Raw genomic sequence first — 18,077 nt, 5'->3', positions numbered from 1 at the left:
TGCTCCTTCGATGCCTGCTGCATCAGAATTGCGCGCCCACCGGCGGCGTCGTTGCGGCTGCGGCAAGCTTGTCCCAGGCGGGCGCCATTGCCTGGCGCACATCGGTATAGGCAGAAAAGAGCCGGTCGAACCGGTGGGCCTCGCTGGCATCCGGTGTCTCCGGATCGCCGAGCAGCGGCGTCACCCAGTCGGCAATGCAATCGTCCATGCTGGAATAGACGCCGACAGCCACCGCGGCCATCATCGCCACGCCGGCCGCCCCCGTCTCCTCGCGGCGCGACTGGCGGATCGGTGCGTTAACGGCGGCCGAGAGTGAACGGCGAAGGGCGACGGAGCGTGTTGCCCCGCCTGTGACCCGCAGTTCTTCGGGCATCGCACCCATCGCCGCGTAGCAGTCGCGGGTGGCAAGACCCAACCCTTCGACCACGCTGCGCAGCAGGTCAGGGAAGCCGTGACGCATCGAAAGCCCAGTGAAGCCCGCGCGCGCATTGGCGTTGACGAAAGGCCCACGTTCGCCCGCCTCGGAAATGTAGGGGTGGTAAAGTACCGACCCCGGTCGGCTTTCTGCAAACCAGCCGTCAATGCGTGCAATGAGGTCTGCATGCAAAGCAGGCTTGCCTGCCTCGGCCATCAGATAGGCGGCGACATTAAGGATCCAGTCGATGTTGATCGTGGCGCCCATATTGGTCTGGACCTGAGTGACGATGCCGGGGATAGGCAGGGCGATCACATAGCCGGTGCCCTCGCGATTGAGCTGAACGTCGGCAACGGACTTGGCGCGCAAATGCACGCCGGTGGAGCCGATCGTCGAGCAGGCAGCGTTGCGAGCGCCGCTGCGCACACCTGCACCAAGCGCCGTCATCACCATGTCGACATAGCCGAGGCAGACCGGCGTTCCGGCAAGAAGCCCGCAGGCCTTCGCCGCCTCCGATGTCAGCGGGTGACTGATCTCGCTGCCGTCGATGATTTCGGGCAGGAGCCCGCGCCTGTGGTCAAGGCCGAGCGCGTCGATGACGACGGCATCATACTGGCGCGTCCTGAAATTGCCAAAGGTGAAACTTGCCTCCGATGGATCGGTTGCCCGCACGCCTGTTAGGTTGAGATAGAGCCAGTCCTTGCAGTGCAGTGCCGTCTCCGCCCGATCGAGAAGATCCGGCGTGAAGCGGTCCATATGGGCGAGTTGCGCACCCTGCTGGCAAGTGTTGAGGCCGGTGCCGGTCGCCTCGAAGCGGGCACGATTCTGCGTTCCGCCGGCGAGTGCCGTAACCGTCGTTGCGGCGCGCGCGTCGAGCCATAGCCAGGCATCGGCAACGGGCCTATTGGCGCGGCCGACGAGCCAGGTGCCGTCGCCCTGTCCGGTGACGGCGATGGCTGCGGTGCGTGACGCAAGATCGGCGACTTTTTCGCCGAGACCAAGCAACGCGCTGGCGCAATCGAGCCAGGTCTGATCCAGCGACTGCGTTGCCGACCCATCGTCTCCGGTGGCGTATCGGTTGCGAACGGAGGCCGTGGCGATCTGGCGGCCGGACAGATCGAAGGCGACGGCCTTGATGACCGAGGTGCCGGCATCTATGCCAATGATGATCTTCTGGGTCGATGTCATCGCAGGCCTATCTCGCCACCACAGCAAGCGCCGCGGCGGGCAATACGCGCATCAAATTCATCTGAAGTCCTCCCGATCCCTAAACTCTCTGGGATGATGCATCCGGCTGCCAACGTCGGCTCGTCCATGGGCAACGGCAAGCGCGCCGCTTTTGACAAATTCCAGACGGCGCGCAGCTGAAACCTCCCTGAGCTCGCTCGAAAAGATAACATAAAGATACCACAATGCCAGTAAGATTTTTCTAGCGATGTAATTTTTTTCATCTAAAATAGAAGAGCAAGGAGTTTGCTTGCGCGCCGTCGCGCCAGCGGGGGGCGGCATCAAAAGCGGCAGTGCACGCAATGTTTCATCTGTCGTATATTGCATTAAAAACATGTGGATGGCGCCACTTTACGGCTGAGTGACAAATGTCAAAATGTCTGCATTTTCCGTCGCTTTTTGCTGCGCTGCAGCGTGATGAACAAGATGTGAGGTCGTGCATTCCAGTCGAGTTGCCGCGAAAGTGCCGTTGACAGCTGATAAAATATATAACATGATTTACGGCATAACTAACATACTTCTATCACGGAAGTGCGCTTCCTGATGGAGAATTTGCAGGCCCAGGCGGTTGGAGGAGACAGCCGCCGGTCTTGTTGAGGAGGCTTCCAATGCGAATATTCGTCCAGAGTTGCGCTCTTGCGGGTGGCCCGCCGGTTTGTGATCCGGTGCGGCGCAATGCTCCAGGCCGCCTGCGATCATCATCTCGCTAGCCCTCTCCATCTTGCCATTCCAAGCCAAAGGCCGTCCGGACATGAGTACCTCGCCCGATCATGCAGCATCAAAGCCGAGCAGCGGCAATCGCGGGCTCCTTGTCAGCGCGGCGTTGGCGGTCATCGTCGTTGCAGCGATCGCCTTCGACACGACGGTGGTCAAGATCGGCTCCGAAAACGATGTGCGCCAGCAGGCATTCTCTCCGGAAACCTTCGGCGCCGAGCAATTCCCGAAGATCAAGGCAAATGTCGAGGAGCGGGCGATTGCAGCCGCCGATCTCGCGGCCGCCATTGCCGCCGACAAGAAGGCGGCGGCCGAGAAATACGGCACTGCGACGAGCACCGGACCGGTCATTCCCGTCACGCTGACCGGCGTTTTCGGCGCCCGCAAGTCGAACACCAACGAAATGAAGATCGATGGGTTGCCTCCCGAGACGGTGGTCCGTGTCCAGACCGGCCCTGCGGTCAACGGCACGGACCTCCGCGATGCAACCGGCACCATCGAATTCGGCCAGTTTACCAACCAGATCCAGTATCAGGATGCCGGCTCGGCCATCAATAACGAGATGAAGAAGGCGGTTTTTGCGGGCCTGGATGCTGACGCCCTGGACGGAAAGCAGGCGACCGTGGTCGGCGTCTTCAAGCTCATCAACCCGAAGAACTGGCTGGTCACGCCGGTGAAGGTTGAGCTCAAATGAGCCAGCCGCAACGCAACAACGGGCCGAAAGGCGAGGTCGTCCTCGCCGCCCGCAATATCGCAAAATCCTACGGCAGCGTTCACGCCCTCAAGGGAGTGAACTTCGACATCCATCGCGGCCAGGTCACAACGCTGTTCGGAGAGAACGGCGCCGGCAAGTCAACCTTGATGAAGATCCTTTCGGGTGTGGCGCAGCCAAGCTCCGGCGAGATCATTCTCGACGGCTCACCGATCAGCTTTAGCTCATCGACCCATGCGCGCGAGTGCGGGATCTCGATCATTCACCAGGAGCTCAGCCTGGCCCCCAATCTGAGTGTCCGCGACAATATTTTCATGGGCCGGGAGATCATCAAGGGCGGTGTCGTCGACTTCGCTGAAGAGGCGCGTCAGACCTGGGCGCTGATGGAAGAGCTCGAGGAAGACATCGATCCGCTGACGCGCGTCGAGGATCTTCGCCTCGGCCAGCAGCAGATCGTCGAGATTGCACGGGCACTCTCCGTCAATTCGCGCATCCTGATCATGGACGAGCCGACCTCGGCGCTGAGCGCGACGGAGGTGGAAGTGCTCTTCAAGGTCATCCACGACCTGACGAGCCGCGGCGTGTCGATCGTCTACATATCGCATCATCTGGAAGAGGCGCTGCAGATCACCAATCACGCCGTCGTTCTGCGCGACGGAAACATGACGGCCTATGCCGAGCGCAAGGATATCGATCTCGAATGGATCGTCCGCAACATGGTCGGCGAGAATTTCGACCTTGGCAGCCCACCGGAGGATCACCCGTTCGGAAACGTCTCGCTTTCCATCGAAAACCTCAGTGTCCCCGGTCCCTCCGGCGCTGCTTATAATGCAGTCGATCGTCTGTCTCTCAAGGTGCGTGCCGGCGAAATCGTCTGCATCTACGGGCTGATGGGGGCGGGGCGCACGGAACTGCTCGAGTGCATTGCCGGACGTCTGCGCGCAAGTGGCGGACAGGTTCTGCTCGAAGGACAGGACGTCAGTGCGCTCAGCATCGCCAGGCGCATTGCCAGCGGTCTCGTGCTCGTGCCCGAAGATCGCCAGCGCGACGGCCTCGTCCAGACGATGACGGTCGGCTCCAATCTGTCGCTTGCGAGTATCCGCGCCTTCACCAAAGGGCTTTTCACCTCCGGCCATCGGGAGCGCGATCTCGTCAATGACGCGATCCGGCGGGTGCATGTGAAAACCGATGGCGGTGCGGCTTCGATCGGCTCGCTCTCCGGCGGCAACCAGCAGAAGGTCGTCATCGGCAAGATGCTGGCAACCCAGCCGAAGGTCATCCTGCTTGATGAGCCAAGCCGCGGCATCGACATCGGCGCCAAGGCGGAAGTTTTCAAATTGCTCGCGGAGCGCGCCAAGCAGGGATTGGCGGTCATCTATTCGACGTCCGAAGTCAATGAATGCCTGAGTATCGCACACCGCATCATCGTCATGCACCGCGGCAGGATATCGGCCGAGTTCGGCTCGGATGTCACCAAGGAAAAGATCATGGCCGCCTCCGGCGAAGCCGTGATCGCGCACTAGCCTGGATTATGGAGCACTGATTATGTCAGTCACGAACGTCACCGAAAAGAAATCAGTTTCCAGCGGGCCGAAGCGCAACACCAATATCGTGCGTCTCATCCTGGAGGGCCGGGCCTTCTTCGCGCTGATCGTCATCATCGCGGTCTTCTCGTTCCTGTCGCCCTATTACTTCACGCTGAACAACTTCCTGATCATGGCGTCGCACGTCGCGATCTTCGGCATTCTGGCGATCGGCATGCTGCTCGTTATCCTCAATGGCGGCATCGATCTGTCGGTCGGCTCGACACTGGGGCTTGCGGGTTGCATTGCCGGTTTCCTGATGCACGGCGTCACGCTCACCTATTTCGGCGTCATCCTCTACCCGCCGGTCTGGGCCGTCGTCGTCATCACATGTGCGCTCGGCGCGCTGGTCGGTGCGGTCAACGGCGTGCTGATCGCCTATCTCAAGGTGCCGGCCTTCGTCGCCTCGCTCGGCGTGCTCTACGTCGCCCGCGGTATCGCGCTCTTGATGACAAACGGCCTGACCTACAACAATCTCGGTGGCCGTCCGGAACTCGGCAATACCGGCTTCGACTGGCTCGGCTTCAACCGCCTCGCAGGCATTCCGATCGGCGTCATCGTGCTTGCGGTTCTCGCCATCATTTGCGGCATCGTGCTGAGCCGCACCGCCTTCGGCCGCTGGCTCTACGCCTCAGGTGGGAACGAGCGTGCTGCCGATCTCTCCGGCGTTCCGGTGAAGCGCGTGAAGATCATCGTCTATGTGCTTTCGGGCGTCTGTGCCGCAATCGCCGGCCTGGTCCTCTCCTCGCAGCTGACCTCCGCCGGCCCGACGGCAGGCACAACCTACGAGCTGACGGCGATCGCAGCCGTGGTCATCGGCGGCGCGGCGCTGACCGGCGGCCGCGGTACGGTTCGCGGCACGATGCTCGGCGCCTTCGTCATCGGTTTCCTTTCGGACGGCCTCGTGATCATCGGTGTCTCGGCCTACTGGCAGACAGTATTTACCGGCGCTGTGATCGTTCTCGCCGTCCTCATGAACAGCATCCAATACGGCCGCCGGGTCAAATCGTCCTGACGGCTGAGACCGAAACTTATCCACGACGGCAGCCTGGAGTCCAGAAAGCCGATTGGGGAAAGCAACGCCGGATCACCGGCAATAACTGAGCTCACGAATGGGAGAGAGACTATGTTTAAGAAAGGCATGCGCATACTTCTGGCCGCCGCGGCCGTAGCACCGCTTCTGGCAAGCTCGGCTTGGGCAGCGGGCATGATGACGATCATCGTCAACGATCCGTCGAATCCCTATTGGCTGACGGAAGGCAATGTCGCCAAGGCAACCGCCGAGAAGCTCGGCTATACGGCCTCGGTCAACGCCCACAAGGGTGACACCAATACCGAAAGCAACCTGATCGATACGGCGATCACCAACAAGTCGGTGGCGATTATCCTCGACCCGGCAAACGCCGACGGTTCCGTCGGTGCGGTCAAGAAGGCCGTTGCTGCCGGCATCCCGGTCATCCTCGTCAACGCCGAAATCAACCAGGAAGGCCTGGCCAAGGCGCAGCTTGTTTCCAACAACGCACAGGGCGCCGCCCTCGGCGCACAGCAATGGGTCGAAGCAATCGGCGACAAGGGCAACTATGCCGAACTCTTCGGCGCTCCGTCCGACAACAACGCGGCAACGCGGTCGAATGGCTACGAGACTGTCCTTTCGCAGTATCCGGATCTGAAGAAGGTCGCCAAGGAAGTTGCCAACTGGGACCGCACCCAGGGCCACAACAAGATGCAGTCCATGCTGCAGGCCAACCCGGATATCGTCGGCGTCATCTCGGGCAATGACGAAATGGCGCTTGGTGCGATTGCCGCACTCAAGGAAGCCGGCAAGCTCGCCAATGTGAAGGTCGGCGGCTTCGACGGTTCACCGGATGCCGTTGCTGCCATCAAGGCGGGCGAACTCCAATACACCGTCCTCCAACCGGTTGCCGTCTTTTCCGAAGAAGCGGTCAAGCAGGCCGACAATCTGATCAAGACGGGTAACACGGGTGCCAAGAGCGAGAAGCAGCTCTTCGATTGCCTGTTGATCACCAAGGACAACATCGACAAATACACTGGCCCGTTCGTCCTGTCGCAGTAAAACGGTAAAGGGCGCTCGCAAGAGCGCCCTCATTTTCATGCTCGAAGCTATGGCCGGCGGTCCAACCGCCAGTTGTGTTTCGCCTTTTTGCCTTGGCGCGGCAATCGCTGTACGAAGCTGGGATCCATTATTCAGCGACAGGGGTGACCCGTGACACAGAAGACCAGCCGGGACGACGATCTGTTGGACCAGCTCACCAGCGACAGCCGGCAGACGCGCCAGATTGCGCGCCGCCGCATGATTGCAGAAGCCGTGATGGGTGAAGGCTCGATGCGGATTGAAGACCTGACCGACCGCTTTGGGATCAGCCTGATGACGGCTCACCGCGATGTCGATGAACTCGTCAGCCGCGGCCTCTTCAGGAAGACACGCGGCATCGTCACTGCGGCGGCGACCAATCTCATCGAATCCAGCGACGTCTACCGCTCCAACCGCCAGTCGGCGGAAAAGAAGCTGATCGCCGAGGCGGCAATGCAATTCGTCGAACCGGGACAGGCGATCTTTTTCGATGACTCGACCACGGTACTTCAGATGGCGGCGCATTTGCCTTCGAAGGTACCGGTCACCGCAATTACCAATTCCCTGACCCTGATGAATGCGCTGACGGGCCTGCACGACGTGACGCTGCTCGCCCTCGGCGGCCAATATTACAATTGGTGCAATGCCTTCATGGGTCGCATGACCATCAACGAGATCAAGGCTCTCAGGGCAGATGTCGCATTCATCTCGATGTCGGCGATCAGCGATGGCACGGTGCTGCACCAGTCTCCCGAGACAGTCGATACCAAGCGCGCCATGTTCGACTGCTCCGTAAAGCGCATCCTGCTTGCCGATCATACCAAGTTCGAACGGCGTGCGCTCCACAGTTTCGCAGCACTGGATGAGTTCGACGTCGTTATCGTCGACGACAAGACCCAGCCGGTGCACATCGACCGCATGCGGTCCAGAGATATCAACGTGGTCATCGCCAAGGGCGCCGGAGGGCGCTCCTGACGGCGCCGGCCCGTTGCTCCTCGTGAGGTAAATTTAAATGCCGACACTGCTCGGGATCGATAGTGGTTTGACAGTCACCAAGGCGGTCATCTTCGATATCGACGGCACGCCGCTTGCAGCCGCCCGGCGCCGCGTCACGCAGTTCATTCCGAAGGCCCGCCATATCGAGCGTGACATGGATGAATTGTGGAACGCGACGGCCGATGCCATCCGCGAAGCGATTTCGCTCAGCGGGCGACCGGCAAGCGACATAGAGGGCATTGCCGCTACCGCACATGGAGACGGCATCTACCTGCTCGATCACGCCCAAAAGCCGCTCGGCCGGGCCATTCTTTCGCTGGACAGCCGGGCAGGGGCGATCGTCGACCGGTGGACGCAGAGCGATGTCGCCGACCTGGCGATCGAGCTGACCGGGCAGATCCCGCATGTCTCCGCTCCATCGGCCTTGCTTGCCTGGATCCGCGACATGGAGCCTGAGCGCTACAAGCGCATTGGCCATTTCTGCAGCTGCAAGGACTGGCTGCGGTTCTGCCTGACCGGGATCATCGGTACGGACCGCACCGAAGCCAGCACCTCCTTCACCAATGTCAAAACGCAGAACTACAGTGAGGACGCCCTGCGGCTGTTTGGATTGCAGGATCTCGTCCACGCCCTGCCACCAGCCTCGTGCTCCGACCAGATGGTCGGACGCGTGACCCGTGAAGCCGCGCAGCTGACGGGCCTTGCCGAAGGGACGCCTGTCGTTGCCGGTCTGCACGATGTCACCGCCTCGGCGCTCGGGGCAGGGGGCTATGCCAAGGGCGTTGTCGCGGTCATTGCCGGGACCTATTCGATCAACGAGACGCTTTCGTCGGAACCGCGTGTCGATCGGCGCTGGTTCTGCCGCAACGGGATTGCGCCCGGGATCTGGAACAGCATGTCGATCTCCCCGGCATCGACAGCCAATTACGACTGGTTTCTGGATACGCTCTGCGCTGCCGAGCGAACGAATGGCGAGGTCCAAGGCAACTCGATCCACGCCCTGCTGGCGCCCGAGATCGACGCCGCCTTCGAGCGCCCCTCGACGGCGCTCTTCCATCCCTATCTGTTCGGCTCGCCTTATGGCGCAGCCGCCAGCGCCGGTTTCTTCGGGCTCGGTGGATGGCACGACCGCGGCGACATGCTGCGCGCCGTGCTTGAAGGCATCGCTTTCAATCATCGCATCCATGTCGATGCGCTTCGCGACGGCTTTGCCTTCGATCAGGTGCGGCTCGCCGGGGGCGTCTCGCGCAATCCTGCCGTCGTGCAGATGTTTGCCGATGTGCTTGGCATGCCAGTGACGGTAACCGAGACGGATGAGGCGGCCGCCTGGGGTGCTGCGCTTTGTGCCGGCTCGGGCGTGGGTATCTTTGCCGATCCGCAGAGCGATCCGCGCGACACCGCCTCCATCGCGAAGACTTGCCGGCCGGATGCAGTGCGCAGCGCGGATTATGAAAAGCGTTATCAGGTGTTCCGCGACATTGCCGACGCGATGGTCCCCCTTTGGCCTAGGATTGCCGCGCTTGCGCCGGAGCAATCGGCAAACTGAAAAGATAGATGCCTGCTGCGGCGGGCGATTTAGGACGATGAGCATGACCTCCGATTTGCAGCAGCGCTTCTCGAATCTCGGCGAGAACGATATCGACGTTTTGATCATCGGGGCGGGCATCAACGGTGCCGGCCTGTTCCGCGACCTCTCACTACAGGGTGTCAATTGCCTGATCGTCGACAAGGCCGACTTTGGCTCCGGCACGAGCGCCGCACCATCGCGGCTTATTCACGGCGGCCTGAAATATCTGGAAACGGGTGAGTTCGGACTGGTTGCGCAGTCGACGCTTGAGCGCAACCTCCTGCTCAAGAACGCGCCGCATTGCGTCGAGCCGCTGCCGACCTTCATTCCGGTCTTTTCCTGGACCCGCGGCATCTGGGCAGCGATCCGGACGCTCTTTGGGTCGAAGACGGCGCCACGCAGCCGTGGTGCGGTTCTCATCAAGATCGGGCTTCGGCTCTACGACTTCTTCGGTTCGCGCGATCAGGTCATGCCGCGCCACCGGCTGATCCTGAAGAAACAGGCGCGCAGAGAAATGCCGCATATTACCCCCGCCATCGTCGCCGGCGGCATCTATTACGACGCCAAGATCAGCAGGCCGGAGCGGCTCGTCTATGAGCTCGTGCGTGATGGTCTCGACGCGAACGCGAGAAGCCTCACGGCAAATTTCGCGACACTGGCTGCCGTTTCAGAAGGGCGTTTGACCTTCCGTCAGCCCGATGGCCGCGAGTTCAGCGTCGCTCCCAAGCTGGTCGTCAATGCGGCAGGTCCCTGGATCGATCAGGTCAACACTTTGCTCGGCGCTCCATCGCGGCTGATCGGCGGCACCAAGGGTTCCCATATCCTGCTTAACCATCCCGAATTGGTGCGAAGCCTCAACGGCCATATGATCTATTTCGAGGCCGACGACGGCCGCATTTGCCTGGTCTACGACTATCTCGGGCTGGCACTGGTCGGGTCGACCGACATTCCGGCCGGTGATCCGGACAATGTCTCCTGCGAGGAGCCGGAAACGGAGTATTTCCTCGAAAGCATCCGCTCGCTGCTGCCGACGCTTCGCTTCGATCGCGATCAGATCGTTTACAGCTATAGCGGCATCCGCCCGCTGCCGGCATCGGATGCGACAGCACCGGGGCTGATCAGCCGCGATCACTCCGCGCCGGTAAAGGAGCCAGAAAGCGGCAGACCGTTTCCGATCGTTTCACTGGTCGGCGGCAAGTGGACGACGTTCCGCGGATTTGCGGAAGAGGTCGCCGACACCGTTCTCTCCCGGCTACAGCGCCGCCGCAGCCATTCGACACGCTATCTGGCGATCGGCGGCGGTAAGGCCTTTCCGGCGGATGCTGAGCAGCGTCACGCCTGGATCAGCGATGCCGCGGCGCGCGGCGCTGTTGTTGCCGAGCGAGCCGACGAACTGCTCGGCCGCTACGGCACGACGGCAACGGCCCTGCTTTCTTCCCCTTCAAGCTATTCCGACGAACAGCGCCTGACGGGTGCGCCGCATTACAGCCTCCGCGAGATCGACTGGATTGCCCGGAATGAACTCGTTATCCACCTGTCGGACATCGTGATGCGCCGCACGACGCTTGCGATCCAGGGTCGGTTGACGCTGGAAGGCTTGCGGGAAATCGCCGGCGTTGCTGAGGCAGCGCTGGGCTGGGACGGCGAACGCACGGCAAGCGAAATCCAGGAGGTTGTCAGCCAGCTGAGCCGTTTCCACGGCCAAACGCTGACGGGCAAGCCTGCGGCCGCCGAGCCGGAAAAGGCACCCCGCCCGGCCTCAGGCTAACCCAGTTTCAAGAGAAAGCCGGATCGAGGGAACCGGATTTATAACGCTTCGCCATTTCCGAAACGGGAAGCGGCGTGATGCGGCCCGCCATGCCGGCAGTGCCGAACTGTTCGAACCGCTCCTTGCAGAGCTTGGTCAGCGCCGTCATTGCCGGCTTCAGATATTTGCGCGGGTCGAACTCGCTTGGGTCTTCCTGCAGCACGCGGCGGATCTGACCGGTCATCGCCATTCTGCCATCGGTGTCGATATTGACCTTGCGCACGCCATTCTTGATGCCGCGCTGGATTTCCTCGACCGGCACTCCCCATGTCGGCTTCATCTGGCCGCCATACTTGTTGATGATCTCCTGCAGCTCGATCGGGACCGAGGACGAGCCATGCATGACAAGATGCGTGTTCGGGAGCTTACGGTGAATTTCTTCGATGACGTTCATCGCCAGCACCGAACCGTCCGGCTTGCGGGTGAACTTGTAGGCGCCATGCGATGTGCCCATCGCGATGGCAAGCGCATCAACCTTGGTTTCACGCACGAACTTCACGGCTTCGTCTGGATCGGTCAGCAGCTGGTCGTGCGAAAGCTTGCCCTCGGCGCCGTGGCCGTCCTCGGCCTCGCCCATGCCGGTCTCGAGAGAACCGAGAACGCCGAGTTCGCCTTCCACCGAGATGCCGCCGAAATGCGCCATATCGGTCACCATCTTGGTGACGCCGACATTATAGGCCCAGTCGGCGGGCGTTTTGGCGTCGGCCTTCAGCGAACCATCCATCATCACCGAGGTGAAGCCCGCCTGGATCGCCGTCATGCAGTTGGAGGGATCATTGCCGTGATCGAGATGCACGCAGACCGGAATATGCGGATAGATTTCAACGACGGCATCCATCATATGCTTCAGCATGATGTCATGGGCGTAGGCGCGGGCTCCGCGCGACGCCTGCATGATAACCGGCGCATGACACGCGTCGGCGGCTTCCATGATGGCGAGCGCCTGCTCCATGTTGTTGATGTTGAAAGCGGGAACGCCGTAGCCTTCCTCCGCAGCACGGTCGAGCAGTTGCCTCAGCGTAATGCGTGCCATCCAAGATTCCCCCATATCGATGGTCGATCGAAACGCCGCCATCTCTTTGAAACTAGAGCCCGGGCGTGAGCCGTTCAAGCCTCTTATTTTAATAGGCAAAATGGCATAGGAGGAAGAATGTAACAAGCAATAATAACAATATCACAAACAGTATGATATTTCTTGACAGTCATTTCGCCTGCCCGAGGCCAAGTGATATTCAGGGGATGTGCTGAAGAGGCGGGCCGCCGACACGGTCCTCTGCCAGCGATGGCGAGATCTCTTCAGTCAAACGCCCCATGTGGACGCTACGGTTGCGGCTTGTGACCAATGGCAGACGGCCAGCATCAGCCTCGATCTAAAGCTGATGCAACCGAATGGGCGACATCCGGCAACTGGGGTCAGATAAGACCATATTGTTCCGCCTTGTTGCGCAGGAATGGCAGGCCCTTGTCCATGACCTCTTCCATATCGCGTGCGACGGGGCGCCAGACGGCCAGGCCATAGGCGACCTCGGGCGGCATATTGATGAAGCTCTCCATCGCAAGTCCGCCCTTGAAGCCGATTGCGGCGAGCGCGGCGTAGATCGCATCCCAAGGAATATTGCCGTAGCCCGGCGTGCCTCGGTCGCTTTCGGAAAGATGGATATACTTGAGGTGGTCGTGGGCGATCAGGATGCCGTTTGCCGCACCCTTCTCCTCGATATTCATGTGGTAGGTGTCGAGGTGAACGAAGACGTTGTCCGCGCCGACACGCTCCACCATATCGACGGCCTGCTGCGCCGAGTTGATCAGGTGGTTCTCATAGCGGTTCACGGCCTCGACGCCGAGCTGGACGCCGTACTTCCTCGCGTGTTTTGCTGCTGCGTCGAGCACCTTGGCGATGTTGTCGTATTCGCCTTGCGTCGGTGGCAGGCCGGTGCGCTCGCCGATGCCGCCGAAGATGACTCCCGAGAGCGCCTCGGCGTTCATTTCCGCAGTCTTTTCGATAGCAACCTTCAGGTGCTCGATCGCCGCATCCGGGCGGACGGAGGCCCAGGCGTGCTCCGGCAGGCCGAGCGAGCAGACGGCGCGCAGCTCGTTCTTTTCAAGCAGGTCGCGGGTGTGTTTGGCATCGACGGCCGGCGCGTTGAGCAGCGCGATCTCGATGAAGTCCATCTTGTAGTGCACGGCTCCGGCGATTGCCTTTTCGGCGCCTGCGCGATCCCAGTTCATGGTCCACATGCTGGTGTGAACGCCGAAACCTTCCATGGTCGTATCTCCTATTTGACGATTTTGATGAACTTGGCCGAGAGCCAGCGCAGCACCATCACGACGATGAGCAGGATGCCCCAGACGGCAGTGGTGAGGTGCTGGTTGGCGCCGAGCAGGTTGAGCCCCGAAGAGAGGAGCTGCAGCACGATGAGCGCCACGAAGACGGGCAGGACGCGGCCGAAGCCGCCGAAGGGATTGATGCCGCCGAGAAAGCAGGCGAGCACGGTGATCAGCAGATAGGATTCGCCGTGGCCGACACGCACCGAATTGAACCGCGCAAGCATAATAATGCCGGCAACCGCAGCCATAACCCCGGAAAGCATATAGACCAGCACCAGGACCTTGCGGGTGTTGATGCCAGAATAGCGGGCAGACTCGATATTGGAGCCGATCATATAGGTGGAAAAGCCGAGCTTGGAGCGCGAGAGCAGGATGTGGCTGGCGATCACGCAGGCGATCAGGATCAACAACGGGACCGGGATGCCGAGGACGCTGCCGTGGCCGATCGGAGCGACGAAGGTGGGAAAGCCCGAGATATCGCCGCCGCGCGTCAGAAACTCGCCGAGGCCGCGCAGGAAGATCATCATCGACAGCGAAACGAGGATCGGATGGGCGCGGGTAAAAGCGATGACGAGGCCCATGACCAGGCCGCTTGCCGCGCCGACGGCAAGCGCCAGAGCCGAACCGAGCAAAAAGGCGCCCGGGCCGGCATCGATGCCGCCATTGGCCTCCAGCGTCCAGGCGAGCGTCAGGCCGGCGATGTTGGCGGTGAAGGTGATTGCAAGGTTGAGGCCGCCGGTGAGGATCGGCATCAGCATGGCAAGCGTCAGGACGCCAAGCTCGGGAAGCTGAAAGGCGACCGATCCGAAGGTCGCGCCCGTCAGGAAATGCGGCGAGGCGAAGCCGAAGACGACAAGCACCGCCGCCAGCGCGGCGAGGGGACCTGCCATGTCGGCCCCGAAGATGGCGTTGAAGCGGGCGGCGAGCGCGTCCATCAGCTCTCTCCTCTGTCTACAGTCCTGTCACCGGTCGATTTGCGGGTCGCAAACACCGGCACCAGATTGCCGATGCGGGCGCTCGACAAGGTGATCGCAACGAGGATGATCGCGCCGACGATCATCTTGAAGGCGAAGGGCGAGACACCCATTAGGTTAAGGCCGTTCTGGGTGATCGAGACGAGCAGCACGCCCAGCACGCAACCGAGCACGGAGCCCTTGCCGCCGCCCAGCCGCGCCCCACCGAGCACCACTGCGGCCAGGACATCGAGCTCGCGGCCATACAGTGCGTTCGGCACCACCTCCTGCGCATAATGCGCCTGCATGAGCCCGGCGATGCCTGCCATCAATCCAAGCCAGCCGAAGGCGATGAACTGCATGGCGCCGATATTGATGCCGAAGCGGCGCGCGCCTTCCGGATTGTCGCCGAAGGCATAGAGCTGCCGTCCGGTCGTCGTGCGGGTAATGAAGAACCAGGTGGCGAGCGTGCAGACGGCCATGACGACAACCGGCAAGGTGATCTCAGCCCAGCTCCCATCGGCCATTTCGCGCTCGTAGATAATGACGCGGCTCGTCAGCCAGTCGGGCAGATTGTAGATAGACACGCCCTTGGTGAAGAACATCAGCAGGCCGAAATAGACGTTGAAGGTGGCAATCGTCGCGACGATCGAGATGATGCGGAAGCGATGAATCAGGAAGGCGTTGATCATGCCGAGCACGATGCCGATGCCGGCCGCAATCAGGAAGCCGGATAGCCAGCCGCCGCCGCCGATCCTCTCGAGCGCAAGTGCGGTGACATATTGTACGATCGAGGCGGCGACGGCGAAGGAGATGTCAATCCCACCTGATATCAGCACCACGAGCAGGCCGACGGCAAAGATGATGTTGACCGCGCTGATATTAAGCAGGTCGAACCCATTCCCGAGCGTGAAGAAGCGGTCGGTCGTAAAAGCGAGGACAACACTCATCGCGATGATGACGGCAAACAGCACGAATTCGGTCGTATAGGCCAGAAACAGCTTACGCATAGACCGCCGCCTCCAGGTCCTTCAGTGTGGTCGTGCGGGGATCGTGCCAGCCGGCGATCCGGCCCTTTTCCATATGGACGATCCGATCGGCGTTGAAATAGACCTCCGGCACCTCGTCCGAGATGAGGATGATCGCAAGCCCCGTCTCGGCCAGACGCGCAACGATTTCGAAGATGCCGGCGCGCGCGCCGACATCGACGCCGACCGTGGGCGCATCGAGGATCAACACTTTTGGATCGGTGGCGAGCCATTTGGCGATCGCGACGCGCTGCTGGTTGCCGCCCGAAAGCGTCGAGATCGCATCGTCCTGCTTGCCGATCCTGATGCCGAGATCGGCGATCCAGCGCGCGACGAGCGCGCGCTTCTTTTCCGGCGAAATGAGCCGGCCGCCCAGGATACGGTTGAGCGAGGCCATGACCAGATTGTCGGCGATGGATTGCGGCTGGTTGAGACCAAGCGAAAGGCGGTCTTCGGAGAGATAGGCGACACCTGATGTGATCGCCTCGCGGTTGGAGGCAAAGCGCATCGGCTTTCCCTCCAGCACGATCGTTCCGGCGGCGGGACGGCGCATGCCGAAGAGCGTCAGCGCAAGTTCGGTGCGCCCTGCGCCGAGCAGGCCGGTGATCCCGAGCGTTTCGCCACGGCGCAGATCGAAGGAAATGTCCTCGAACTCGCCAGCCCGGGAAAGCTTGCTGACGGAGAGCAGGACCGGGTTCTGCGATCGGTCGCGGGCGCGAACGTTCTGGTCGAAGGTGCGCCCGGTCATTAGCTCGGTGACCTTAGACTGGGTCATGCCCTCCACCGGATAGACCCCGACCAGCGCGCCATCGCGCAGCACCGTAATGCGCGAGGAGATTTCCAGCACTTCCGCAAGACGATGGCTGACGAAGACCACGGCAACGCCCGAAGCCGACAGCGTGCGCACGATCGCCAGCAGATGATCGGTCTCGGACTGAGTGAGCGAGGCGGTCGGCTCGTCCATGAAGACGATGCGGGCCTCTCCGACCAGCGCGCGGGCGATTGCGACGATCTGGCGCTGGGCGATGGCGAAGTCCTTGAGGGGTCTGTCGACGTCGAGGGTGATGCCGAGCCGGGCGAGCGCGTCCTCGGCTACCCTGCGGATCGCGGCATAATTGACGAAGCGCGGGCGCGAACCGGAAAGGGTCTGGAAGGCGATATTCTCAGCCACGCTCATCTCCGGAAAGAGCGCGAGGTCCTGCCAGATGATCTGGATGCCGCGGGACTGGGCCATGCCTGGCGTCATGTGGGATATCGTCTCGCCGTCGAAGACGATCTCGGCGCCGTCAGCAGGCCGATAGACGCCGGAGATCACCTTGATCAGCGTGCTCTTGCCGGAGCCATTTTCACCGGCGAGGCAATGCACTTCGCCGGGCAAGACTTCGAAGGAGACGTTTTTCAGCGCTTTCACACCGCCGAATGTCATGTTGATGCCGCGAAGCGAAAGAAGCGGCTGGGCCTTCACACCATCATCCGTTGCCGTGCTCATGCCGGTTGCCTGTCCAGTCGAATGCCATGAAAGATCAATGGTCCGGCCATGGCCGAATACCGCTCTCTTTTCCCGAACGCCGGGCCGGTCGACATGGACCGGCCCGACATCCGGGGAGGGGGCCTCTTCAGAGGCCCATAGCGGCCAGGTCGTCGACCGTATCCTTGTTGATCGGCAGCAGCTGATCGACGATGATGTCGTTACCAACAGGCTTGATCACGCCGAGACCCGGAATGTCATCACCTTCCTTGACGCTCTCGCCCTTGATCAGGCGATCGGCGAGCGTGACGAAGACTTCGCCGGCCTGTTTCGGATTCCACATGAAGCCGCCCGATATCGCACCTGATTTGATCAGCTTCAGGCCTTGGCCTGGCGAGAACGGGCCGAGCACGAAGATCTTGCCCGTCTTGCGGCGTTCCTCGATAGCGCGCCCGGCGCCGATCGGACCCTGGCTGCCGAAGGCGAGGAAGCCGGTCAGATCCGGATGCGCAGCGATGAGATCGAGCGCCGTCGAGCGGCTCTTGTCGACGTCTTCCGCCACGCCGTAGCGCTCGCCGACGAGTTTCATGTCTGGGTAGTTTGCCTTGATATAGGCGATTGCAGCGTCCGCCCAGGCATTGTGGAGCGGCACGGTCAGCGAACCGACGAAGACGGCATATTCGCCTTTGCCGCCCATTTTCTCAGCGAGCAGCTTGCCATGCGCTTCACCAAAACCGGTGGCCGATGCGAGTTCGAAATTCCAGTCGGCGCCCTTCTGCGAGGGCGATTCATGCGTAATGACCTTGATGCCGGCGGCTTGCGCCTTGGTGAGTACGGGCTCGAGCACCTTGGCATCGTTCGGGACCACGCCGATAACCTTGACGCCCTGGGCGATCAGGTCTTCGATGGCGCGCACCTGCAGCGCCGGGTCGGCGCTGGTCGGGCCAATCATGAAGGCATCGACGCCCAGTTTCTTACCCTGTTCCTTGATGCCGGCTTCCATCGCGTTGAACCAGGGAATGCCGCCGATCTTGACGACAACGCCGACTTTCGGCGCGTCCTGCGCAAACGCGACCACCGCCCCGGCAAGCGACAGCGATGCGGCAAATGCCGCTACGATAAGGCTCCTCATCCTCACTCCTCCTCAAAGGTCGCTCATACGAACGACGACCACCGGCCGGTTCGCGGCA

At 61.5% G+C, this 18,077-nt stretch carries 15 protein-coding genes; 7 read left to right on the top strand and 8 right to left on the bottom strand.

What is annotated here, in order from left to right:
• Positions 1 to 22: 22 nt before the first annotated feature.
• Together AC245Y_RS24735 and AC245Y_RS24730 are read right to left on the bottom strand one after the other, a co-directional pair.
• Positions 23 to 1,603, bottom strand: coding sequence for an FGGY-family carbohydrate kinase (locus AC245Y_RS24735; RefSeq protein ID WP_032996879.1), 1,581 nt, complete (start codon positions 1,601 to 1,603; stop codon positions 23 to 25).
• A gap of 57 nt (positions 1,604 to 1,660) precedes the next feature.
• The gene (locus AC245Y_RS24730; protein WP_157628364.1) at positions 1,661 to 1,978 is read right to left on the bottom strand and encodes a hypothetical protein; all 318 of its coding nucleotides are present in this window, start codon (positions 1,976 to 1,978) and stop codon (positions 1,661 to 1,663) included.
• A 415-nt stretch (positions 1,979 to 2,393) separates the two neighbouring features.
• Here AC245Y_RS24730 and AC245Y_RS24725 point away from each other — a divergent pair, with 415 nt between their 5' ends.
• From AC245Y_RS24725 to AC245Y_RS24695, 7 genes are all read left to right on the top strand, one after another.
• Entirely contained in the window at positions 2,394 to 3,050 is a 657-nt protein-coding gene (locus AC245Y_RS24725) for a DUF2291 domain-containing protein (protein WP_012755628.1), read from the top strand.
• Positions 3,047 to 4,591, top strand: coding sequence for a sugar ABC transporter ATP-binding protein (locus AC245Y_RS24720; RefSeq protein WP_017996204.1), 1,545 nt, complete (start codon positions 3,047 to 3,049; stop codon positions 4,589 to 4,591). Before AC245Y_RS24725 ends, AC245Y_RS24720 begins: the two co-directional genes overlap by 4 nt.
• A 22-nt stretch (positions 4,592 to 4,613) precedes the next feature.
• Positions 4,614 to 5,666, top strand: coding sequence for an ABC transporter permease (locus AC245Y_RS24715; protein ID WP_003562489.1), 1,053 nt, complete (start codon positions 4,614 to 4,616; stop codon positions 5,664 to 5,666).
• 111 nt (positions 5,667 to 5,777) lie between these two features.
• Positions 5,778 to 6,725 (top strand): D-ribose ABC transporter substrate-binding protein, encoded by a 948-nt coding sequence (locus AC245Y_RS24710; RefSeq protein ID WP_012755626.1) that lies wholly within the window; start codon positions 5,778 to 5,780, stop codon positions 6,723 to 6,725.
• Between the two features lie 150 nt (positions 6,726 to 6,875).
• Positions 6,876 to 7,718 carry a DeoR/GlpR family DNA-binding transcription regulator gene (locus AC245Y_RS24705; protein ID WP_003562490.1) on the top strand — a complete coding sequence of 281 codons (843 nt, stop codon included), beginning with the start codon at positions 6,876 to 6,878 and terminating at the stop codon, positions 7,716 to 7,718.
• Positions 7,719 to 7,755: 37 nt separating this feature from the next.
• Positions 7,756 to 9,285 carry an FGGY-family carbohydrate kinase gene (locus tag AC245Y_RS24700; protein WP_017996205.1) on the top strand — a complete coding sequence of 510 codons (1,530 nt, stop codon included), beginning with the start codon at positions 7,756 to 7,758 and terminating at the stop codon, positions 9,283 to 9,285.
• 37 nt (positions 9,286 to 9,322) lie between these two features.
• A complete protein-coding gene (locus tag AC245Y_RS24695) occupies positions 9,323 to 11,074 on the top strand; it encodes a glycerol-3-phosphate dehydrogenase/oxidase (protein WP_017996206.1) in 1,752 nt (583 codons plus the stop codon).
• Between the two features lie 7 nt (positions 11,075 to 11,081).
• On the opposite strand, the gene fba is transcribed toward AC245Y_RS24695, so the two are convergent.
• From fba to AC245Y_RS24665, 6 genes are all read right to left on the bottom strand, one after another.
• Positions 11,082 to 12,146, bottom strand: coding sequence for a class II fructose-bisphosphate aldolase (fba, locus tag AC245Y_RS24690; RefSeq protein ID WP_017996207.1), 1,065 nt, complete (start codon positions 12,144 to 12,146; stop codon positions 11,082 to 11,084).
• A 380-nt stretch (positions 12,147 to 12,526) separates the two neighbouring features.
• Positions 12,527 to 13,375 (bottom strand): sugar phosphate isomerase/epimerase family protein, encoded by an 849-nt coding sequence (locus tag AC245Y_RS24685; RefSeq protein ID WP_017996208.1) that lies wholly within the window; start codon positions 13,373 to 13,375, stop codon positions 12,527 to 12,529.
• An 11-nt stretch (positions 13,376 to 13,386) separates the two neighbouring features.
• Positions 13,387 to 14,373, bottom strand: a complete 987-nt coding sequence (locus AC245Y_RS24680; protein ID WP_017996209.1) for an ABC transporter permease — start codon at positions 14,371 to 14,373, stop codon at positions 13,387 to 13,389.
• Entirely contained in the window at positions 14,373 to 15,401 is a 1,029-nt protein-coding gene (locus AC245Y_RS24675) for an ABC transporter permease (RefSeq protein ID WP_012755621.1), read from the bottom strand. Before AC245Y_RS24675 ends, AC245Y_RS24680 begins: the two co-directional genes overlap by 1 nt.
• The gene (locus AC245Y_RS24670) at positions 15,394 to 16,908 is read right to left on the bottom strand and encodes a sugar ABC transporter ATP-binding protein (protein WP_017996210.1); all 1,515 of its coding nucleotides are present in this window, start codon (positions 16,906 to 16,908) and stop codon (positions 15,394 to 15,396) included. The genes AC245Y_RS24675 and AC245Y_RS24670 overlap by 8 nt, the downstream gene beginning before the upstream one ends.
• Positions 16,909 to 17,035: 127 nt before the next feature.
• Positions 17,036 to 18,019: an autoinducer 2 ABC transporter substrate-binding protein gene (locus AC245Y_RS24665; protein ID WP_012755619.1), complete on the bottom strand. Its 984-nt coding sequence runs from the start codon at positions 18,017 to 18,019 to the stop codon at positions 17,036 to 17,038.
• Positions 18,020 to 18,077: the final 58 nt, after the last annotated feature.

It is taken from the genome of Rhizobium sp. SRDI943 (genome assembly GCF_057653695.1).
This window is presented reverse-complemented; position numbering and strand designations above follow the sequence as displayed.

Excerpts from the sequence above, each read along its gene's own strand:
- AC245Y_RS24735 (WP_032996879.1), bottom strand. The coding sequence starts at position 1,603 with ATGACATCGACCCAGAAGATCATCATTGGCATAGATGCCGGCACCTCG.
- AC245Y_RS24730 (WP_157628364.1), bottom strand. The coding sequence starts at position 1,978 with ATGTTTTTAATGCAATATACGACAGATGAAACATTGCGTGCACTGCCG.
- AC245Y_RS24725 (WP_012755628.1), top strand. The coding sequence starts at position 2,394 with ATGAGTACCTCGCCCGATCATGCAGCATCAAAGCCGAGCAGCGGCAAT.
- AC245Y_RS24720 (WP_017996204.1), top strand. The coding sequence starts at position 3,047 with ATGAGCCAGCCGCAACGCAACAACGGGCCGAAAGGCGAGGTCGTCCTC.
- AC245Y_RS24715 (WP_003562489.1), top strand. The coding sequence starts at position 4,614 with ATGTCAGTCACGAACGTCACCGAAAAGAAATCAGTTTCCAGCGGGCCG.
- AC245Y_RS24710 (WP_012755626.1), top strand. The coding sequence starts at position 5,778 with ATGTTTAAGAAAGGCATGCGCATACTTCTGGCCGCCGCGGCCGTAGCA.
- AC245Y_RS24700 (WP_017996205.1), top strand. The coding sequence starts at position 7,756 with ATGCCGACACTGCTCGGGATCGATAGTGGTTTGACAGTCACCAAGGCG.
- AC245Y_RS24695 (WP_017996206.1), top strand. The coding sequence starts at position 9,323 with ATGAGCATGACCTCCGATTTGCAGCAGCGCTTCTCGAATCTCGGCGAG.
- fba (WP_017996207.1), bottom strand. The coding sequence starts at position 12,146 with ATGGCACGCATTACGCTGAGGCAACTGCTCGACCGTGCTGCGGAGGAA.
- AC245Y_RS24685 (WP_017996208.1), bottom strand. The coding sequence starts at position 13,375 with ATGGAAGGTTTCGGCGTTCACACCAGCATGTGGACCATGAACTGGGAT.
- AC245Y_RS24680 (WP_017996209.1), bottom strand. The coding sequence starts at position 14,373 with ATGGACGCGCTCGCCGCCCGCTTCAACGCCATCTTCGGGGCCGACATG.
- AC245Y_RS24675 (WP_012755621.1), bottom strand. The coding sequence starts at position 15,401 with ATGCGTAAGCTGTTTCTGGCCTATACGACCGAATTCGTGCTGTTTGCC.
- AC245Y_RS24670 (WP_017996210.1), bottom strand. The coding sequence starts at position 16,908 with ATGAGCACGGCAACGGATGATGGTGTGAAGGCCCAGCCGCTTCTTTCG.
- AC245Y_RS24665 (WP_012755619.1), bottom strand. The coding sequence starts at position 18,019 with ATGAGGAGCCTTATCGTAGCGGCATTTGCCGCATCGCTGTCGCTTGCC.